At 65.0% G+C, this 18,765-nt stretch carries 14 protein-coding genes; 7 read left to right on the forward strand and 7 right to left on the reverse strand.

Annotated elements, in window-relative coordinates:
• Positions 1-23: 23 nt before the first annotated feature.
• The gene (locus tag F3J44_RS05770) at positions 24-1,472 is read left to right on the forward strand and encodes an MDR family MFS transporter (RefSeq protein ID WP_167271114.1); all 1,449 of its coding nucleotides are present in this window, start codon (positions 24-26) and stop codon (positions 1,470-1,472) included.
• A 229-nt stretch (positions 1,473-1,701) separates the two neighbouring features.
• Here F3J44_RS05770 and ttgR read toward each other — a convergent pair whose 3' ends face one another.
• Positions 1,702-2,334 carry an efflux transport transcriptional regulator TtgR gene (ttgR, locus tag F3J44_RS05775; protein ID WP_099815743.1) on the reverse strand — a complete coding sequence of 211 codons (633 nt, stop codon included), beginning with the start codon at positions 2,332-2,334 and terminating at the stop codon, positions 1,702-1,704.
• Positions 2,335-2,594: 260 nt separating this feature from the next.
• Here ttgR and ttgA point away from each other — a divergent pair, with 260 nt between their 5' ends.
• From ttgA to F3J44_RS05805, 6 genes are all read left to right on the forward strand, one after another.
• Positions 2,595-3,749 (forward strand): toluene efflux RND transporter periplasmic adaptor subunit TtgA, encoded by a 1,155-nt coding sequence (ttgA, locus tag F3J44_RS05780; RefSeq protein WP_167061686.1) that lies wholly within the window; start codon positions 2,595-2,597, stop codon positions 3,747-3,749.
• A gap of 3 nt (positions 3,750-3,752) precedes the next feature.
• Entirely contained in the window at positions 3,753-6,905 is a 3,153-nt protein-coding gene (ttgB, locus tag F3J44_RS05785; RefSeq protein WP_167061683.1) for a multidrug efflux RND transporter permease subunit TtgB, read from the forward strand.
• Positions 6,902-8,356 carry an AdeC/AdeK/OprM family multidrug efflux complex outer membrane factor gene (locus F3J44_RS05790; RefSeq protein WP_167061680.1) on the forward strand — a complete coding sequence of 485 codons (1,455 nt, stop codon included), beginning with the start codon at positions 6,902-6,904 and terminating at the stop codon, positions 8,354-8,356. The genes ttgB and F3J44_RS05790 overlap by 4 nt, the downstream gene beginning before the upstream one ends.
• 257 nt (positions 8,357-8,613) lie before the next feature.
• Entirely contained in the window at positions 8,614-9,867 is a 1,254-nt protein-coding gene (locus F3J44_RS05795) for an OprD family porin (RefSeq protein ID WP_167271116.1), read from the forward strand.
• 182 nt (positions 9,868-10,049) lie between these two features.
• Complete coding sequence (locus F3J44_RS05800; RefSeq protein ID WP_167271118.1) at positions 10,050-10,973, forward strand: LysR family transcriptional regulator; 924 nt, start codon at positions 10,050-10,052, stop codon at positions 10,971-10,973.
• A 145-nt stretch (positions 10,974-11,118) separates the two neighbouring features.
• Positions 11,119-11,631, forward strand: a complete 513-nt coding sequence (locus F3J44_RS05805; RefSeq protein WP_167061671.1) for a DUF962 domain-containing protein — start codon at positions 11,119-11,121, stop codon at positions 11,629-11,631.
• A gap of 13 nt (positions 11,632-11,644) precedes the next feature.
• On the opposite strand, the gene pcaC is transcribed toward F3J44_RS05805, so the two are convergent.
• From pcaC to F3J44_RS05835, 6 genes are all read right to left on the reverse strand, one after another.
• On the reverse strand, positions 11,645-12,037 hold the full coding sequence (gene pcaC, locus F3J44_RS05810; protein WP_167061668.1) for a 4-carboxymuconolactone decarboxylase: 393 nt from the start codon (positions 12,035-12,037) through the stop codon (positions 11,645-11,647).
• 10 nt (positions 12,038-12,047) lie between these two features.
• Entirely contained in the window at positions 12,048-12,839 is a 792-nt protein-coding gene (gene pcaD / locus F3J44_RS05815) for a 3-oxoadipate enol-lactonase (RefSeq protein WP_167061665.1), read from the reverse strand.
• Positions 12,840-12,850: 11 nt separating this feature from the next.
• Positions 12,851-14,203, reverse strand: a complete 1,353-nt coding sequence (locus F3J44_RS05820) for a 3-carboxy-cis,cis-muconate cycloisomerase (protein WP_167271120.1) — start codon at positions 14,201-14,203, stop codon at positions 12,851-12,853.
• A 9-nt stretch (positions 14,204-14,212) separates the two neighbouring features.
• Positions 14,213-15,502 (reverse strand): MFS family transporter, encoded by a 1,290-nt coding sequence (locus F3J44_RS05825; RefSeq protein WP_167061659.1) that lies wholly within the window; start codon positions 15,500-15,502, stop codon positions 14,213-14,215.
• 188 nt (positions 15,503-15,690) lie between these two features.
• Positions 15,691-16,893 carry a 3-oxoadipyl-CoA thiolase gene (gene pcaF / locus F3J44_RS05830; RefSeq protein WP_167061656.1) on the reverse strand — a complete coding sequence of 401 codons (1,203 nt, stop codon included), beginning with the start codon at positions 16,891-16,893 and terminating at the stop codon, positions 15,691-15,693.
• A gap of 235 nt (positions 16,894-17,128) precedes the next feature.
• On the reverse strand, positions 17,129-18,472 hold the full coding sequence (locus F3J44_RS05835) for an MFS transporter (protein WP_167271122.1): 1,344 nt from the start codon (positions 18,470-18,472) through the stop codon (positions 17,129-17,131).
• Positions 18,473-18,765 lie beyond the last annotated feature (293 nt).

Below are 18,765 nucleotides of genomic sequence, written 5' to 3' on the forward strand. Positions count from 1 at the left end.
TGTCTTTCAAAGGTACCACCCCCGTGACAGCCGCCCTCCCCCCCACCGCCCTGCGCAGCGTGCTCACCGCCCTGATGCTGGCGATTTTCCTCGGCGCCCTGGACCAGACCATCGTCGCCGTGTCCATGCCGGCCATCTCGGCCCAGTTCAACGACGTCGGCCTGCTGGCCTGGGTGATTTCCGGCTACATGGTGGCCATGACCGTGGCCGTGCCGATCTACGGCAAGCTGGGCGACCTGTATGGCCGCCGGCGCATGATCCTCACCGGCATCAGCCTGTTCACCCTTGCCTCGATCGCCTGCGCCCTGGCCCAGGACATGCAGCAGCTGGTGCTGGCGCGGGTGCTTCAGGGCATTGGCGCGGGGGGCATGGTGTCGGTGAGCCAGGCGATCATCGGCGACTTCGTGCCGCCGCGCGAGCGCGGCCGCTACCAGGGTTATTTCAGCAGCATGTACGCCGTGGCCAGCGTGGCCGGGCCGGTGCTCGGCGGCTGGCTGACCGAGTACCTGTCGTGGCGCTGGGTGTTCTGGATCAACCTGCCGCTGGGCCTGGTGGCGCTGTGGGCCATTCGCCGGGCGCTGGCCGGCATGCCGGTGCAACGGCGCCAGGCGCGGGTCGACTATCTGGGCGCGGTGCTGCTGATCGTCGGCCTGGGGAGCCTGCTGCTGGGCATCACCCTGGTCGGCCAGGGCCAGGCCTGGACGGCCCCGGCGGTGCTGACGCTGTTCGGCTGCGCGGTGCTGGGCCTTGGCCTGTTCGTCGGCCACGAATGGCGCTGCACGGAGCCGCTGCTGCCGCTGGGGCTGTTCGGCAACAAGGTTGCGGTGCTGTGCTGGGTGGTGATTTTCTTTGCCAGCTTCCAGTCGATTTCGCTGACCATGCTGATGCCGCTGCGCTTTCAGGGCATCACCGGCGCGGGCGCCGACAGCGCCGCGCTGCACTTGCTGCCACTGGCCATGGGCCTGCCCCTGGGCGCCTTCACCGGCGGGCGCATGACCAGCCGCACTGGCCGCTTCAAGCCACAGATCCTGGCCGGCGCCGTGTTGATGCCGCTGGCGATTGCCGCCATGGCCATGACCCCGCCGCAAGCCTGGCTGAGTGCGGTGTTCATGCTGCTGACCGGCATCGCCTGCGGGCTGCAGTTCCCCACCTCGCTGGTGGGCACGCAAAGCGCGGTGGCCAGCCAGGACATTGGTGTCGCCACCAGCACCACCAACCTGTTCCGTTCCCTGGGCGGGGCGATGGGCGTGGCGTGCATGTCGAGCTTGCTGCTGGGGTTGCTGCACCAGGGTGGTTTCGAATTGCTGGGTAACCCGCTGCTGGGCAGCCTGAAAGCGGGTGAAGCGGACCCGGTGACGCAAATGCGCCTGCTGGAAACGTTCCGCCACCTGCTGCTGGGCAGCGCTGCGATTGCCTTGCTGGGGTTGCTGGCGGCGCTGGTGTTGCCTGATCGGCAATTGCGCGGGCGCTGAGATCGAGCGCCGCTGTACGAGCTTGCTGTAGGAGCGGGCTTGACCCGCGAAGCAGGCACCGCGGTGCATGGCACCGGCTTCGCCGGTGTTCGCTGGGCAAGCCCGCTCCTACAAGTCCCCTGGGCGCGGCGTCAGCCAGGCGAAATCTGTTCTATGCTCGATTACCGAAAGGCATTAATCCTGCCTTAATGGACGGGGGAAACACTTCCTCACAATCCTTAACAAAGTGTCATTTGCGCAGCGCGGGGCTCAAGCGCAGCATATCCAGCCCTGTGTCGACCCATTTTTCCGCGTCGCGCAACAGGTCGAAACTGTCCGGCAACAGCAGCCAGCGCCCAATCAAGCCGTCCACATAGGCGAACAGGGCAACGGACGCACGCCCGACATCCAGCTCCGCCGGCAACTGGCCGCGGCGTACGGCGTTGGCCAAGGCCAGGTCGATGCCCACATGGCAGTCCAGCACCGCACCCTGGCGTTGCTGGCGGATTTCACACATGTCATCGGTGAACTCGCACTTGTGATGCAGGATTTCATTGATACGCCGGGTTCGGGCGTCCAACACCAGCTCGTTGAGCACCTGCAACAGCAGCTTGCGCATGCAGCCAAGCGGGTCCAGCTCGTCCTCGCTTTCGCTCGCGCGTGCCAAGTGGTCATGGGTTTCGTGCAGGCTGTCGAGCAACGCCTGCACCAGCTCAGCCTTGTTGTTGAAGTGCCAGTAGATCGCCCCGCGGGTCACGCCCGCCAGCTCGGCGATGTCGGCCAGGGTGGTTCGCGCAACCCCGCGCTTGTAGAAGGCCCTCTCCGCCGCCTCGATGATCTGGGCACGGGTTTCCTGGGCTTCTTCTTTGGTTCGACGGACCATGGCAGCACAACCTCATCTGGGCCCGCGGGTACGTTGACAGCGCGGGGCATCCGCCGGGGTCACCTCTGCAGGGTGCCTCCCGGATAGGCTAATCAGGGGCTGCGGTAGTCGCGATGGACTACCCAGCGGTATTTACAAACAAGCGTGAATGTAAGTATATTCGTTAGTAAGCTATTTATCCAATTCGGATAGCAATTTTTCTGACCAGACTCTTCCATTACTCTTGAGCGTCTCCCTGCTCCTGCGACCCGAGGATCCTCATGCAATTCAAGCCAGCCGTTACCGCTCTGGTTTCCGCCGTCGCCCTGGCAACCCTGCTAAGTGGCTGTAAGAAAGAAGAAGCAGCGCCCGCAGCGCAGGCTCCTCAGGTCGGCGTCGTCACCCTGCAGCCCCAGGCCTTCACCCTGACCTCGGAACTGCCGGGGCGCACCACGGCCTTCCGCGTCGCCGAAGTGCGCCCGCAGGTCAATGGCATCATCCTCAAGCGCCTGTTCAAGGAAGGCTCCGAGGTCAAGGAAGGGCAGCAGCTCTACCAGATCGACCCGTCGGTGTACGAAGCCACCCTGGCCAATGCCCAGGCCAACCTGCAAGCCACCAAGTCGCTGGCCGAGCGCTACAAGCAGCTGGTCAACGAACAGGCGGTGTCCAAGCAGGAATACGACGACGCCAATGCCAAACGATTGCAGGCCGAGGCTTCGCTCAAGAGCGCCCAGATCGACCTGCGCTACACCAAGGTCCTGGCCCCGATCAGCGGCCGTATCGGCCGTTCTTCGTTCACCGAAGGTGCCCTGGTGAGCAATGGCCAGACCAACGCCATGGCCACCATCCAGCAGCTCGACCCGATCTACGTCGACGTCACCCAGTCCACCGCCGAGCTGCTCAAGCTGCGCCATGACCTGGAAAGCGGCCAGTTGCAAAAGGCCGGCGACAACGCCGCCTCGGTACAACTGGTGCTCGAAGACGGCAGCCTGCTGAAACAGGAAGGCCGCCTGGAATTCTCCGAAGTGGCGGTTGACGAAACCACCGGCTCCGTGACCCTGCGCGCGATCTTCCCCAACCCTGACCACACCCTGCTGCCCGGCATGTTCGTGCACGCCCGCCTCAAGGCCGGGGTCAACGCCAACGCCATCCTGGCCCCGCAACAGGGCGTGACCCGCGACCTCAAGGGCGCGCCGACTGCCCTGGTGGTCAACCAGGACAACAAGGTGGAACTGCGCCAGCTCAAGGCCAGCCGCACCCAGGGCAGCGAGTGGCTGATCGAGGAAGGCCTCAACCCAGGCGACCGCCTGATCACCGAAGGCCTGCAGTTCGTGCGCCCAGGTGTCGAGGTCAAGGCCACCGAGGCCACCAACGTCAAGAAGCCGGGCAGCCCTGATCAGGCCAACGCGGCCAAAGCAGACGCCAAAGCGGAGTAAACCATGTCGAAGTTCTTTATCGATCGCCCGATCTTCGCCTGGGTGATCGCCTTGGTGATCATGCTGGTCGGCGCCTTGTCGATCCTGAAGCTGCCGATCAACCAGTACCCGAGCATCGCGCCGCCGGCCATCGCCATCGCCGTGACCTACCCGGGCGCCTCGGCGCAAACCGTGCAGGACACCGTGGTTCAGGTGATCGAGCAACAGCTCAACGGTATCGACAACCTGCGTTACGTGTCGTCGGAAAGCAACTCCGACGGCAGCATGACCATTACCGCCACCTTCGAGCAGGGCACCAACGCCGACACCGCTCAGGTTCAGGTACAGAACAAGCTGAACCTGGCCACCCCACTGCTGCCGCAGGAAGTGCAGCAGCAAGGTATCCGCGTTACCAAGGCAGTGAAGAACTTCCTGCTGGTGATCGGCCTGGTGTCCGAAGACGGCAGCATGACCAAGGACGACCTGTCCAACTATATCGTCTCGAACATGCAGGACCCGATTTCGCGGACTGCCGGTGTCGGTGACTTCCAGGTGTTCGGTGCCCAGTACGCCATGCGTATCTGGCTCGACCCGGCCAAGCTGAACAAATTCCAGCTGACCCCGGTCGACGTCAAGACCGCGGTGGCTGCGCAGAACGTGCAGGTGTCCTCCGGCCAGCTCGGCGGCCTGCCGGCCATGCCCGGCACCCAGCTCAACGCCACCATCATCGGCAAGACCCGCCTGCAGACCGCCGAGCAGTTCAAGAAGATTCTGCTCAAGGTCAACACCGACGGCTCGCAAGTACGCCTGGGCGACGTCGCCGAGGTGGGCCTTGGCGGTGAAAACTATGCGGTCAGCGCCCAGTTCAACGGCAAGCCGGCCTCGGGCCTGGCGGTCAAGCTGGCCACCGGCGCCAACGCCCTGGACACGGCCAAGGCACTGCGCAAGACCATCTCCGAACTTGAGCCGTTCTTCCCGCCTGGGGTGAAAGCGGTATTCCCATACGACACCACGCCGGTGGTCACCGAGTCGATCAGCGGGGTAATCCACACCCTGATCGAAGCCGTGGTGCTGGTATTCCTGGTGATGTACCTGTTCCTGCAGAACTTCCGCGCCACCATCATCACCACCATGACCGTGCCGGTGGTGTTGCTGGGTACCTTCGGCATCCTGGCTGCCGCGGGCTTCAGCATCAACACCCTGACCATGTTCGCCATGGTGCTGGCCATCGGCTTGCTGGTGGACGACGCCATCGTCGTGGTGGAAAACGTCGAGCGGGTGATGTCCGAGGAAGGCCTGCCGCCCAAGGAGGCCACCAAGCGCTCCATGGGGCAGATCCAGGGCGCCCTGGTGGGTATCGCCCTGGTGCTGTCGGCGGTACTGCTGCCAATGGCATTCTTCGGCGGCTCCACCGGTGTGATCTACCGCCAGTTCTCCATCACCATCGTCTCGGCCATGGGCCTGTCGGTGCTGGTGGCGCTGATCTTCACCCCGGCCTTGTGCGCGACCATGCTCAAGCCGCTGAAGAAAGGCGAGCACCACACCGCCAAGGGCGGCTTCTTCGGCTGGTTCAACCGCAACTTCGACCGCAGCGTGACCGGCTACGAGCGCAGCGTGGGTACCATCCTGCGCAACAAGGTGCCGTTCCTGCTGGCCTATGCGCTGATCGTGGTCGGCATGATCTGGCTGTTCGCCCGTATCCCCACCGCGTTCCTGCCCGAGGAAGACCAGGGTGTACTGTTCGCCCAGGTACAGACTCCGGCCGGCTCCAGTGCCGAGCGCACCCAGGCGGTGGTCGACCAGATGCGTGAGTACCTGCTCAAGGACGAATCCGACACCGTGTCGTCGGTGTTCACCGTCACCGGCTTCAACTTCGCCGGCCGCGGCCAGAGCTCGGGCATGGCGTTCATCATGCTCAAGCCATGGGGTGATCGTTCGGCCGAGAACAGCGTGTTCAACCTGGCCACCCGCGCCCAGCAGCACTTCTTCAGCTTCCGCGATGCGATGGTGTTCGCCTTCGCCCCGCCGGCGGTACTCGAACTGGGTAACGCCACCGGCTTCGACGTGTTCCTGCAGGACCGCGCCGGCGTCGGCCACGAGAAGCTCATGGAAGCGCGCAACCAGTTCCTGGCCAAGGCCGCGCAAAGCAAGATCCTCAGCGCCGTGCGCCCGAACGGCCTGAATGACGAGCCGCAGTACCAGCTGACCATCGATGACGAACGTGCCAGCGCCCTGGGCGTGACCATCGCCGACATCAACAACACCCTGTCGATTGCCCTGGGTGCCAGCTACGTCAACGACTTCATCGACCGTGGCCGGGTCAAGAAGGTGTACATCCAGGGGCAACCCAACGCCCGGATGAGCCCGGAAGACCTGCAGAAGTGGTACGTGCGCAATGGCGCCGGCGAAATGGTGCCATTCTCCTCGTTCGCCAAGGGCGAGTGGACCTTCGGTTCGCCGAAGCTGTCGCGCTACAACGGTGTCGAGGCGGTGGAGATCCTGGGTGCGCCAGCGCCGGGCTACAGTACCGGTGAGGCCATGGCCGAAGTCGAGCGCATTGCCGGCGAACTGCCAACCGGCGTCGGCTACGCCTGGACCGGCATGTCCTACGAGGAAAAACTCTCCGGCTCGCAGATGCCGGCGCTGTTCGCCCTTTCGGTACTGTTCGTGTTCCTCTGCCTGGCCGCGCTGTACGAAAGCTGGTCGATTCCGATCGCCGTCGTGCTGGTGGTGCCACTGGGTATCATCGGTGCGCTGATCGCCACCAGCCTGCGCGGGTTGTCCAACGACGTGTACTTCCTGGTCGGCCTGCTGACCACCATCGGCCTGGCGGCGAAGAACGCCATTCTGATCGTCGAGTTCGCCAAGGAACTGCACGAGCAAGGCCGCAGCCTGTACGACTCGGCCATCGAGGCGTGCCGCATGCGTCTGCGCCCGATCATCATGACCTCCCTGGCGTTCATCCTGGGCGTGGTACCGTTGACCATCTCCAGCGGCGCCGGCGCCGGCAGCCAGCACGCCATCGGTACTGGCGTGATCGGCGGCATGATCAGTGCCACCGTGCTGGCCATCTTCTGGGTACCGCTATTCTTCGTCGCAGTGTCGTCGTTGTTCGGCAGCAAAGAACCGAAAAAAGACGCCACCCCTGAAACTCCACGTTATGAGGCTGGGCAATGACCAAGTCTTTGCTGTCCCTGGCGGTAACCGCGTTCATTCTCGGCGGCTGCTCGCTGATTCCCGATTACAAGACCCCGGACGCGCCGGTGCCGGCGCAGTGGCCGCAAGGCCCTGCGTATTCGCCAACCCAGTCGGCCGACGTCGCCGCCGCCGAGCAGGGCTGGCGCCAGTTCTTCCACGACCCGGCGCTGCAGCAACTGATCCAGACCTCGCTGGTGAACAACCGCGACCTGCGCGTGGCGGCGTTGAACATCGACGCCTACCGCGCCCAGTACCGCATCCAGCGCGCCGACCTGTTCCCGGCGGTGTCCGCCACCGCCAGCGGCACCCGCCAGCGGCTGCCGGCGAACATGTCGACCACCGGTGAGTCCACCATCACCAGCCAGTACTCGGCCACCCTGGGCGTCAGCGCCTATGAGCTGGACCTGTTCGGCCGGGTGCGCAGCCTCACCGAGCAGGCCCTGGAAACCTACCTGTCCAGCGAGCAGGCGCGCCGCTCCACGCAGATCGCCCTGGTGGCCAGCGTGGCCAACGCCTACTACACCTGGCAGGCCGACCAGGCGCTGTTCAAGCTCACCGAGGAAACCCTGAAGGCCTACGAGGAAAGCTTCAACCTCACCCGCCGCAGCAACGAAGTGGGTGTAGCCTCGGCGCTGGATGTCAGCCAGGCGCGTACCGCCGTGGAAGGCGCACGGGTCAAGTACTCGCAGTACCAGCGCCTGGTCGCCCAGGACGTCAACAGCCTGGCCGTGCTGATCGGCACCGGCATCCCGGCAGACCTGGCCAAGCCGCTGCAACTCGACGCCGACCAGTTGGCCGAAGTGCCAGCGGGCCTGCCGTCGGACATCCTGCAGCGCCGCCCGGACATCCAGGAAGCCGAGCACCTGCTCAAGGCCGCCAACGCCAACATCGGCGCCGCCCGCGCAGCGTTCTTCCCGAGCATCAGCCTCACCGCCAATGCCGGTAGCCTGAGCCCGGACATGGGCCACCTGTTCAGCGGCGGCCAGGGCACCTGGCTGTTCCAGCCGCAGATCAACCTGCCGATCTTCAACGCTGGCAGCCTGAAGGCGAGCCTGGACTACTCGAAGATCCAGAAGGACATCAACATCGCCAAGTACGAAAAGACCATCCAGACCGCCTTCCAGGAAGTCTCCGATGGCCTGGCGGCGCGCAAGACCTTCGAAGAGCAGCTGCAAGCACAGCGTGACCTGGTGCAGGCCAACCAGGACTACTACCGCCTGGCAGAGCGCCGCTACCGCATCGGTATCGACAGCAACCTGACCTTCCTCGACGCCCAGCGCAACCTGTTCAGCGCCCAGCAGTCGCTGATCAGCGACCGCCTGTCGCAGCTGACCAGCGAGGTCAACCTGTACAAGGCCCTGGGTGGCGGCTGGTACGAGCAGACCGGCCAGGCCAACCAGCAGGCGTCGGTGGAAACCGCCAAGCGCTGATTCAGCGGTCATTGCCCAAAGCCCACCCTCGCGGTGGGCTTTTTGTTTGTGGTAGCCGGCTCACTCCAACAATTAACCAACTGGAACATAGCGTTCGATTACCGCCCAATTCCGTTTGCGGCGAATTGCCTCACCCCTGCCCTGCCCCGCACCATCAGCCACGCAACGTTGCACAGTTCATCCAAAAAAGACCCGCACCTGCAGGCCGCACCCTGCAGCAGACCGGCTCGCCCATAAAAACAAGAGATCCACGACAGATGAGCACTACGCAACCCGCACGCCAGCTGCTGCCCGGCCTGTTGGCCATGTCCTGCGCCTTCCCTGTACTGGCTGCCGACGGCGGCTTCCTGGAAGACGCCAAGGCCACCCTCAACCTGCGCAACTTCTACATCAACCGCAACTTCGTCGACCCGGCCCATTCCCAGGCCAAGGGCGAGGAATGGACGCAAAGCTTCATCCTCGATGCACGCTCAGGCTTCACCCAGGGCACGGTCGGCTTCGGTGTCGATGTGCTGGGCCTGTACTCGGTCAAGCTCGACGGCGGCAAAGGCACCACCAACACCCACCTGCTGCCGGTACACGACGACGGCCGCCCGGCCGACGACTTCGGCCGCCTGGGCGTGGCGCTCAAGGCCAAGTTCTCGCAAACCGAACTGAAAGTCGGTGAATGGATGCCGGTGCTGCCGATCCTGCGGGCCGACGATGGCCGCTCGCTGCCGCAAACCTTCCGCGGCGGCCAGCTGACCTCGAAGGAAATCGACGGCCTGACGGTGTACGCCGGCCAGTTCCGCGGCAACAGCCCGCGCAACGACGCCAGCATGGAAGACATGTCGCTCAACGGCCGCGGCGCCTTCACCTCCGACCGCTTCAATTTCGCCGGTGGTGAATACACGTTCAACGACAAACGCACCATGATCGGCGTGTGGGACGCCCAGCTCAAGGACATCTACCGCCAGCAGTACCTCAACCTGGTGCACAGCCAGCCGCTGGGCGACTGGACCCTGGGGGCCAACCTTGGCTACTTCATCGGCAAGGAAGACGGCGCCGAGCGCGCCGGTGAACTCGACAACCGCACCGCCTCGGCGATGCTCTCGGCGCGCTACAAGGGCAGCACCTTCTATGTTGGCCTGCAGAAGGTCAGCGGTGACGATGCCTGGCTGCGGGTCAATGGCACCAGCGGCGGCACCCTGGCCAACGACAGCTACAACTCAAGCTTCGACAACGCCAAGGAACGCTCCTGGCAGGTGCGCCACGACTTCAACTTCGTCAGCGTCGGCATTCCCGGCCTGACCTTGATGAACCGCTACATCAAGGGTGACAACGTCACCGTCGGCAGCGTGACCGATGGCAAGGAATGGGCGCGGGAAAGCGAGCTGGCCTATGTAATTCAGTCCGGCACCTTCAAGGACCTGTCGGTGAAGTGGCGCAACTCCACCATGCGCCGGGACTTCAGCACCAACTCGTTCGATGAGAACCGGTTGATCGTGAGCTATCCGCTCAATCTCCTTTAAACACACCGGCCTCTTCGCGGGGCAAGCCCGCTCTTACAGGCCTTGTAGGAGCGGGCTTGCCCCGCGAAGAGGCCAGACGCATTTACAAATAACTATATGATATAAACAAATCCATAAACCTTCTTGGACGACATATAAAACAACCGCTTAAATCGAGCCCTGATCCACCGCAGAGCCCCGACATGGACCTTCGCCAACTGCGCTATTTCATCGCCCTCACCGAATACCGCAGTTTCGTCCGCGCCGCCGAAGCCATGGGTATCACCCAACCCGCCTTCAGCCGCGCCATCCAGGGGCTTGAACAAACCTTCGGCTGCCCACTGGTCGACCGCGCCAGCAAGGCCCTGCCCCCCACCCCCGAAGGCCTGGTGGTGCTGCAACACGCGCGCCGGCTGGTGCAAGGCGCTGCGCAGTTGAGCAACGACGTGCTGCAAATGACCAAGCTCGACGCTGGCGAGCTGCACTTCGGCAGCGGCCCGGCCCTGGCCGTGCGCCTGGTGCCGCAAGCCCTGCAGCAGTTCATCGCCCGCCACCCCGGCATTCGCACCGCACTGGTCATCGACAATGCCGAACGCCTGGGCCAGGCCTTGCGCCGCGAGCAGATCGAATTCTTCGTCGACGACATTCGCCCGTTCGAAGCCGACCCCAACTTTCACACCGAACCGCTCACCCCACGCCCCGGCCTGTTCTTCTGCCGCCCCGGCCACCCGCTGCTGGCCAAGGACAGCCTGTCGACCAACGACCTGTTCGCCTACCCGCTGGCCAGCGCCCTGCTCGCCCCCGGCGTGCGCAAGCGCCTGGCCAACCTCAGTGGCCGCAGCGATTTCGTTCCGCACCTGCAAACCGAGCACCTGGCCGTGCTGCGCAGCGTGGTGCTGGCCAGCGATGCGATCGGCACGGCCAGCGAAGAGGCGGTGGCCGACGACCTGGCGGCGGGCAACCTGGTGCGCCTGCACTGGCGCAACCTGCCACCGGCGCTGGACGTATTGAGTGTGCGTTGTGGGGTGGTCAGCCGCAGCGGCTACCGCTTGTCGCCAGCGGCGCGGGCGATGATCGAGACATTGGTGGAGTTGGATGCACCGATGCGCGTGGCGGCCATTCGCTGAGCTGATGATGGTGGTGGGTTCGGGCTATTCTGGGCTATATCGGTTGCCAGTGCCCGCCTGTTCGCGTTGTAGGAACGGGCTTGCCCCGCGAAAGGGCCCGCACAGGCAGCACAATGCAGATCAGGCCACCCAGGGAGGAACAACAATGAAAAACCTCGTCGAACACCTGAGCCAATACGCCAACTACCACCGTGACCCACGCAACATCGCCACGCACTTCGTCGGCATCCCCCTGATCGTCGTGGCGGTCACGGTGCTGCTGTCTCGCCCAGGTTGGGAGGTGGCCGGCATCTGGCTATCCCCCGCCCTGCTCGCCGCCGCCGCCGCGGTGCGCTTCTACCTGCGCCTGGATTTGCGCCTGGGGCTGGTGATGGGCCTGCTGCTGGGGCTATGCCTGTGGGTCGGCCAGGCACTGGCCGTGCAGCCCACCGGCCTGTGGCTGAGCGCCGGGCTGGGGGCATTCGTGGTGGGCTGGATCATCCAGTTCGTCGGCCATCACTACGAAGGCCGCAAACCGGCGTTCGTCGACGACATCAGCGGGCTGATCATCGGGCCGCTGTTCGTGGTGGCGGAAGCGGCATTCATGTTGGGCCTGTGCCCGGCACTGAAACAGGCTGTGGAAGCCAATGCCGGGCCCGTGGCCGTGCGCGGGGCCTAGCCGTACGCGGGGCTTAGCCCCGCGACTCCACGCCCAGCTCGTCCCACACCGACTCGGCCAGGTGGAAGGTGGCATTGGCAGCCGGAATGCCGCAGTAGATCGCGCTCTGCATCAGCACTTCCTTGATCTCGTCGCGGGTCACGCCGTTGTTGGCCGCCGCACGCAGGTGCAGCTTGAGTTCGTCGTTGCGGTTCATGCCGATCAGCATGGCAATGGTGATCAGGCTGCGGGTGTGACGCGGCAGGCCCGGGCGGGTCCAGATATCACCCCAGGCGTGGCGGGTGATCATGTTCTGGAACTCGCCGTTGAAGTCGTTCAGCTTCTCCAGGCTACGGTCGACGTGGGCGTCGCCCAGCACCGCACGGCGAACCTGCATGCCGGCGTCGTAACGTTGTTTCTCATCCATGGCGAACTCCTCAGCGGGCCAGCAGGAAGTCGAGCACGCGGCGGCTGAACGCCTCGCCGATCTCGACGTTGGACAGGTGCGCCGCCGGGAACTCGGCATAGGTCGCGCCAATGATACCGGCCTGCATGAAGCGGCCATGCTCCGGGGTGGTGACCACGTCTTCGCTACCGGCAACGATCAGGGTCGGCACCTGGATGCGGCCCAGTTGCTCACGGAAGTCGCCATCGCGCACGGCCGCGCAGTTGGCTGCGTAACCCTCGGGGCTGGTTTGCGCCAGCATCTGGCAGATGCGCTGGGCTTCGCCTGGCTGGGCCTGGGCGAATGCCGGGGTGAACCAGCGGGCGATGGAGCCATCACGCAGGTCGACCATCGCTTGCTGGCCGCCCTTGAGCACGGTGTCGATGCGGGTGTTCCACACCTCGTCGTTGGCGATTTTCGCCGCGGTGTTGCACAGGGTCAGGCTGTGCAGGCGCAGGCCGGCATGAATGCCCAGCCACTGGCCGATCAGCCCGCCCATGGACAGGCCGACGAAGTGCGCGTGCTGGATGTCCAGCGCGTCGAGCAGTGCCAGCACATCCTGGCCCAATTGCTCGATGCTGTAGGGGCCGGGAGTGACCAGCGAGGCGCCGTGGCCACGGGTGTCGTAGCGCAGCACACGGAAGTGTTCGCTCCACAACGGAATCTGGCTGTCCCACATGCCCAGGTCAGTACCCAGCGAGTTGGACAGGACCAGTACCGGAGCATCGGCCGGGCCATCGAGTTGGTAGTTCAGTACGCCATCGGCCAGTTGCAAGTGCGCCACAGCGATCTCCTTCAAGCAGTGAAACGTTGATGTTCGGCCACGGCACGCGCCACCCACACGCGAGCCTGGCCCAGGTAGTGGGCGGGGTCGAGCAGGCGGTCGAGTTCCTCGGCGCTCAGTTCGGCGCTGACTTGCGGCTCATCGCCCAGCACCGCACGCAGGTGGCGCTGTTCGGCCACGGCGCGCTGGCAGCATTGTTCCAGCAAATGGTGGGCGCGGTCGCGGCCCAGGCGCTGGGCCAGGACAATGCTGACCGCCTCGGCCAGCACCAGGCCCTGGGTGAGGTCGAGGTTGCGGCGCATGCGCTCGGCATCCACCTGCATGCCCTCGGCGATGACCTGGGCCTGGCGCAGGGCGCCGGAAACCAGGCAGCAGATGTCTGGCAGGGTTTCCCATTCGGCATGCCACAGGCCCAGGCTGCGCTCGTGCTCCTGGGGCATGGCAGCGAACATCGTCGAGAGCAGGCCCGGCACACGGGTGGCCGCGCCGATCAGCACCGCAGCGCCCACCGGGTTGCGTTTGTGCGGCATGGTCGAAGAGCCCCCCTTGCCCGGCGCCGACGGCTCGAACAGCTCACCGGCCTCGGTTTGCATCAGCAGGCTGATGTCGCGGCCGAACTTGCCCAGGCTGCCGGCCACCAGGCCCAGCACCGAGGCGAACTCCACCAGGCGGTCGCGCTGGGTGTGCCACGGCTGCTCAGGCAGCGCCAGCTTGAGCTGTTCAGCCAGCGCCTCGGCCACAGGCAGTGCCTTGCTGCCCAGGGCCGCCAGGCTGCCGGAGGCACCGCCGAACTGCAGCACCAGCAGGCGCGGGCGCAGTTCCTGCAGGCGCTGGCGGTGGCGGGTCAAGGCGCCAAGCACCCCAGCGAGCTTCATGCCCAGGGTCACCGGGGTGGCGTGCTGCAGCCAGGTGCGCCCGACCAGGGGCGTGTCGGCATGCTGCAGGGCCTGGTGCGCCAGGGTATCGGCCAGCTTGGCGAGGTCGGCGTCGATCAGCGCCAGGGCATCGCGCAGCTGCAAGACCAGGCCGGTGTCCATCGCATCCTGGCTGGTGGCGCCCAGGTGCACATAGCGCTCGGCCTCGGGCACGCCACTGGCGATGACCTTGCCCAGCGCCTTGACCAGCGGAATCGCCGAGTTGCCGGCACTGGCGATGGCATCGGCCAGGGCTGGCACGTCATAACGCTCGGCCTTGCAGGCGGCCTCGATGGCCGCCACCGCACTGTGCGGCACCAGCCCTGCGGCGGCTTCGGCACGGGCCAGCGCGGCCTCGAAGTCGAGCATGCCCTGCAAGCGACCGCGGTCGGAAAACACAGCGCGCATGGCCGGGGCGGTGAAGTAGGCGTCGAACAGTTGGTTGCTCATGCAACGTCCTTAATGGTCATGGTGCAGGTACTCGGCCTGCTTGGGCAGGCGCAGGCTGAACAGGAAGGCAATCGCCATCATGGCCGTCACGTACCAGTAGAAGGTGTTTTCCATGCCCATGGTCTTCAGGCCCAGGGCGACATACTCAGCCGAACCGCCGAAGGCCGCGTTGGCCACCGCGTAGGCCAGCCCCACGCCCAGCGCACGCACCTGGGGCGGGAACATCTCGGCCTTCACCAGGCCACTGATCGAGGTGTAGAAACTGACGATGCACAGGGCCAGGGAAATCAGCACGAAGGCCATGAATGGGCTGCTCACGGTCTTCAGGGCCATCAGCAGCGGCACGGTGAACAGCGTGCCCAGCGCGCCGAACAACAGCATCGAGTTACGCCGGCCAATGCGGTCGGAGAGCATGCCGAACAGCGGCTGCATCAACATGTACAGGAACAACGCACCGGTCATCACGAAACTGGCGCTCTTGGCATTCATGCCGGCGGTGTTCACCAGGTACTTCTGCATGTAGGTGGTGAAGGTGTAGAAGATCAGCGAGCCACCGGCCGTGTAGCCAACCACCGTGATGAACGCGGCGGTGTGGTTGCGGAACAGGCCCTTGATGGTGCCGGCGTCTTTGTCCTGGCGGGTTTCTGCGCTGCTGGTTTCATGCAGCGAGCGGCGCAGCATCAGCGAAATCAGCGCGGCGATGGCGCCGACCACGAACGGGATGCGCCAGCCCCAGGCACGCAGCTCCTCTTCACTCAGCAGTTGTTGCAGGATCACCACCACCAGCACCGCCAGCAACTGGCCGCCGATCAGGGTCACGTACTGGAACGAGGCGAAGAACCCGCGCTGGCCGCGCAGGGCCACTTCACTCATGTAGGTGGCGGTGGTGCCGTATTCGCCCCCCACCGACAGGCCCTGGATCAACCGCGCCAGCAACAGCAGCGCCGGGGCCAGGGTGCCAATGCTCGAATAGGTGGGCAGGCAGGCGATCATCAGGGAGCCGAAGCACATCATCAGCACCGAGATCATCAGCGAATTCTTGCGGCCATGGCGGTCGGCCAGGCGGCCGAACAGCCAGCCACCGATCGGGCGCATCAGGAAGCCGGCAGCGAACACACCGGCGGTGTTCAGCAGCTGCACGGTGGGGTCGTCGGAGGGGAAGAAGGCGGGTGCGAAATAGATCGCGCAGAAGGCGTAGACGTAGAAGTCGAACCATTCCACCAAGTTGCCGGACGAAGCACCGACGATGGCAAAGATGCGCTTGCTGCGTTCTTCGCCGGTGTAAAAGGTTGAGGTCATGACGTTTTTACTCCGGGAGGGTCCTAGGTAAGTCTAGACATACCTAGTAACACACTCGTTCCGCTTGCGGGGTGGCCATTGGCCTTGTGTATGAAGTGCCGGCCTCTTCGCGGGGCAAGCCCGCTCCTACAAAAGGCAGCGTGGTTCCTTGTAGGAGCGGGCTTGCCCCGCGAAGAGGCCAGCACAGGTCAAACCCGCTCGATGGCCAACGCCAACCCTTGGCCGACGCCCACACACATGGTCGCCAGGCCTTTACGCCCACCACTTTTCTCCAACTGGTGCAGCGCCGTCAGCACCAGGCGCGCACCGCTCATGCCCAGCGGGTGGCCCAGGGCGATTGCACCGCCGTTGGGGTTCACCTGCGGCGCATCGTCGGCCACACCCAGCTCACGCAGCACCGCCAGGCCTTGGCTGGCGAAGGCTTCGTTGAGCTCGATCACGTCAAAGTCACTCACCGCCACGCCCAGGCGCTCGGTCAGCTTGCGCACGGCCGGCACCGGGCCAATGCCCATCACACGCGGGGCAACGCCAGCGCTGGCCATGCCCAGCACGCGGGCACGTGGGGTCAGGCCGTGCTTTTTCACCGCCTCCGCCGACGCCAGAATCAGCGCTGCGGCACCGTCGTTGACACCCGAAGCGTTGCCGGCGGTGACGGTCTTGTCCGGGCCATTGACCGGCTTGAGCTTGGCCAGGGCCTCCAGGGTGGTGTCCGGGCGCAGGTGCTCGTCACGCTCGACCACGGTTTCGCCCTTCTTGTGGGCAATGCGCACCGGCACGATTTCCTCGGCGAAGAAACCAGCAGCCTGGGCCGCAGCAGCCTTCTGCTGGCTGCGCACGGCAAAGGCGTCCTGGTCGGCGCGGGAAACCTGGTAGTCGTCGGCCACGTTGTCGGCGGTTTCCGGCATGGAATCGACGCCGTACTGGCTCTTCATCAGCGGGTTGATGAAACGCCAGCCGATGGTGGTGTCTTCGAGCTTCATGTTGCGCGAATAGCCGCTTTCGGCCTTGCCCATCACGAACGGGGCACGCGACATCGACTCGACGCCGCCGGCGATGGCCAATTCCATCTCGCCGCTGGCGATGGCGCGGAAGGCCGTGCCGATGGCGTCCATGCCCGAGGCGCACAGGCGGTTCAGGGTGACGCCTGGAATGCTTTGCGGCAGGCCGGCCAGCAGCAGCGCCATGCGGGCGACGTTGCGGTTGTCTTCACCGGCTTGGTTGGCGCAACCGAAGAACACTTCGTCGAGCTGGTCCCACTGTACCGATGGGTTGCGCTCGATCAGCGCCTTGAGCGGCACCGCCGCCAGGTCATCGGCACGCACGCCGGCCAGGGCGCCGCCAAAGCGGCCGATCGGGGTGCGGATGGCGTCACAGATAAATACTTCACGCATCGGGCTTCTCCTGCCAGGGTGCTTCGTTGGGCTCAGATTAAGGAGGCGCAGGGGGGACTGACAATTCGATAATCGACTATTTGTGCGGTTATCGAACTAAATATGGGTTTGTCGTTTCCTTGCGATGGGGGCTGCTGCGCAGCCCATTCGCGGCGCAAGGCCGCTCCTACAGGCGATCGCGTCTACCTGTAGGAGCGGCCTTGTGCCGCGAATGGGCCGCAGCGGCCCCGCCACCTCAGGTGGCGTCGGCGTGGCTCACCACCCCCTTGACGATTACGCCCACGGTCGCCAGCGCCGCTGGCACGAGCAGTGCGGTCAGCACCTGCTCGAAGTTCCAGCCCAGGCCCAGCAACGTGGCACCGCTCCACGCCCCGAGAATCGCGCCGAAGCGGCCGATACCCAGCATCCACGATACGCCGGTTGCGCGGCCTTGGGTCGGGTAGAAGCGTGCGGCCAGCGACGGCATGGCCGACTGTGCGCCGTTCACGCACATGCCAGCCACCAGCACCAGCGTGGCCAGAACCGTGATGTTGCCCAGGCTCTGGCCCACGGCGTAGGCGAACACACCGGCCAGCAGGTAGAACAGGCCAATGACCTTGTGCGGGTTGAAGCGGTCCATCGCCCAGCCCACCGCCACCGCGCTGAGCACGCCGCCGAACTGGAACAGCGCGCCGATGAAGGCGGCCTGCTCCATGCTCGCGCCACTGTCGCGCATCAGCGTCGGCAGCCAGCTGGTCAGCAGGTAGACGATCACCAGGCCCATGAAGTAGGTCAGCCACAACAGCACCGTGCCCAGGCCATAGGTGCCGGAGAAGATCACCGCGAACACGTTGCGCGCAGCCACCGCCTTTTGTTCCGGCACGCTGAAGCTCGCCGCCTGGGCCACCACCGCCGGGGCGATCGGTGCCAAGGTCTTGCGCACCTTGTCGCTGCCGCGGTTACGCACCACCAGGAAACGCGCCGATTCCGGCAGCCACAGCATCAGCACCACGGCCAGCAGCAGTGGCAGCACGCCACCGATCACCAGCAGGCTGTGCCAGCCGTAGGCCGGGATCATCTTCGCGGAAATGAAACCACCCCCGGCCATGCCCAGGTTGAAGCCGCAGAACATGCTGGTCACCAGCAACGACTTGAGGCGTTCCGGGGTGTATTCGGACAGCAGCGTGGTCGCGTTGGGCATGCCGGCGCCCAGGCCCAGGCCGGTCAGGAAGCGCAGCACCAGCAGTTGGTCGACGTTGCTGGCATAGGCCGACGCCAGGCTGAAACCGCCGAACACCAGTACCGCGCCCACCAGCACGCCCTTGCGGCCGAAACGGTCGGCCAGCGGGCCAGAACCGAGGGCGCCGAACACCATGCCGATCAGCGCGGCGCTCATCACCGGGCCGAGGCTGGCGCGGTCGATGCCCCACTCCTGGGACAGGGCCGGGGCGATGAAGCCCATGGCCGCGGTGTCGAGGCCATCGAGGAAAACGATCAGGAAGCAGAGAATCACCACCCGCCACTGGTAGCGTGACAGGGGTTGGTCATTGATGAAGGACTGGACGTCGAGGTTGCTGCCGACAGATTGGGGCTTGTTCATTGTTGTTATCCGAAAAAGGAGGCACGGCCGGGCCACTGCACACGGGAAACGGGTACAGGGTTGGGATCATTCGGGTGCGGCCTGATTCAGCCTGAGTACAGCGGTACTGCGAACGGGTGCGGCCGCGGCAGTTGGGTGACAGTGGTCATGGGGTGCGCCTCTTATGTTTTTCTTGTTCGGTCGGCAGAGCCGACCGTTGCGAGAGACATTAATCAGCAGGCCGGGGTGGCGCAATTCACCCGGAGCGACACTGTGCGTTTATCGCACAACAATGCGCTCACAAAACATCGCCT

The organism is Pantoea sp. Tr-811 (assembly GCF_011752535.1).
In the GTDB taxonomy this organism is placed as follows: domain Bacteria; phylum Pseudomonadota; class Gammaproteobacteria; order Pseudomonadales; family Pseudomonadaceae; genus Aquipseudomonas.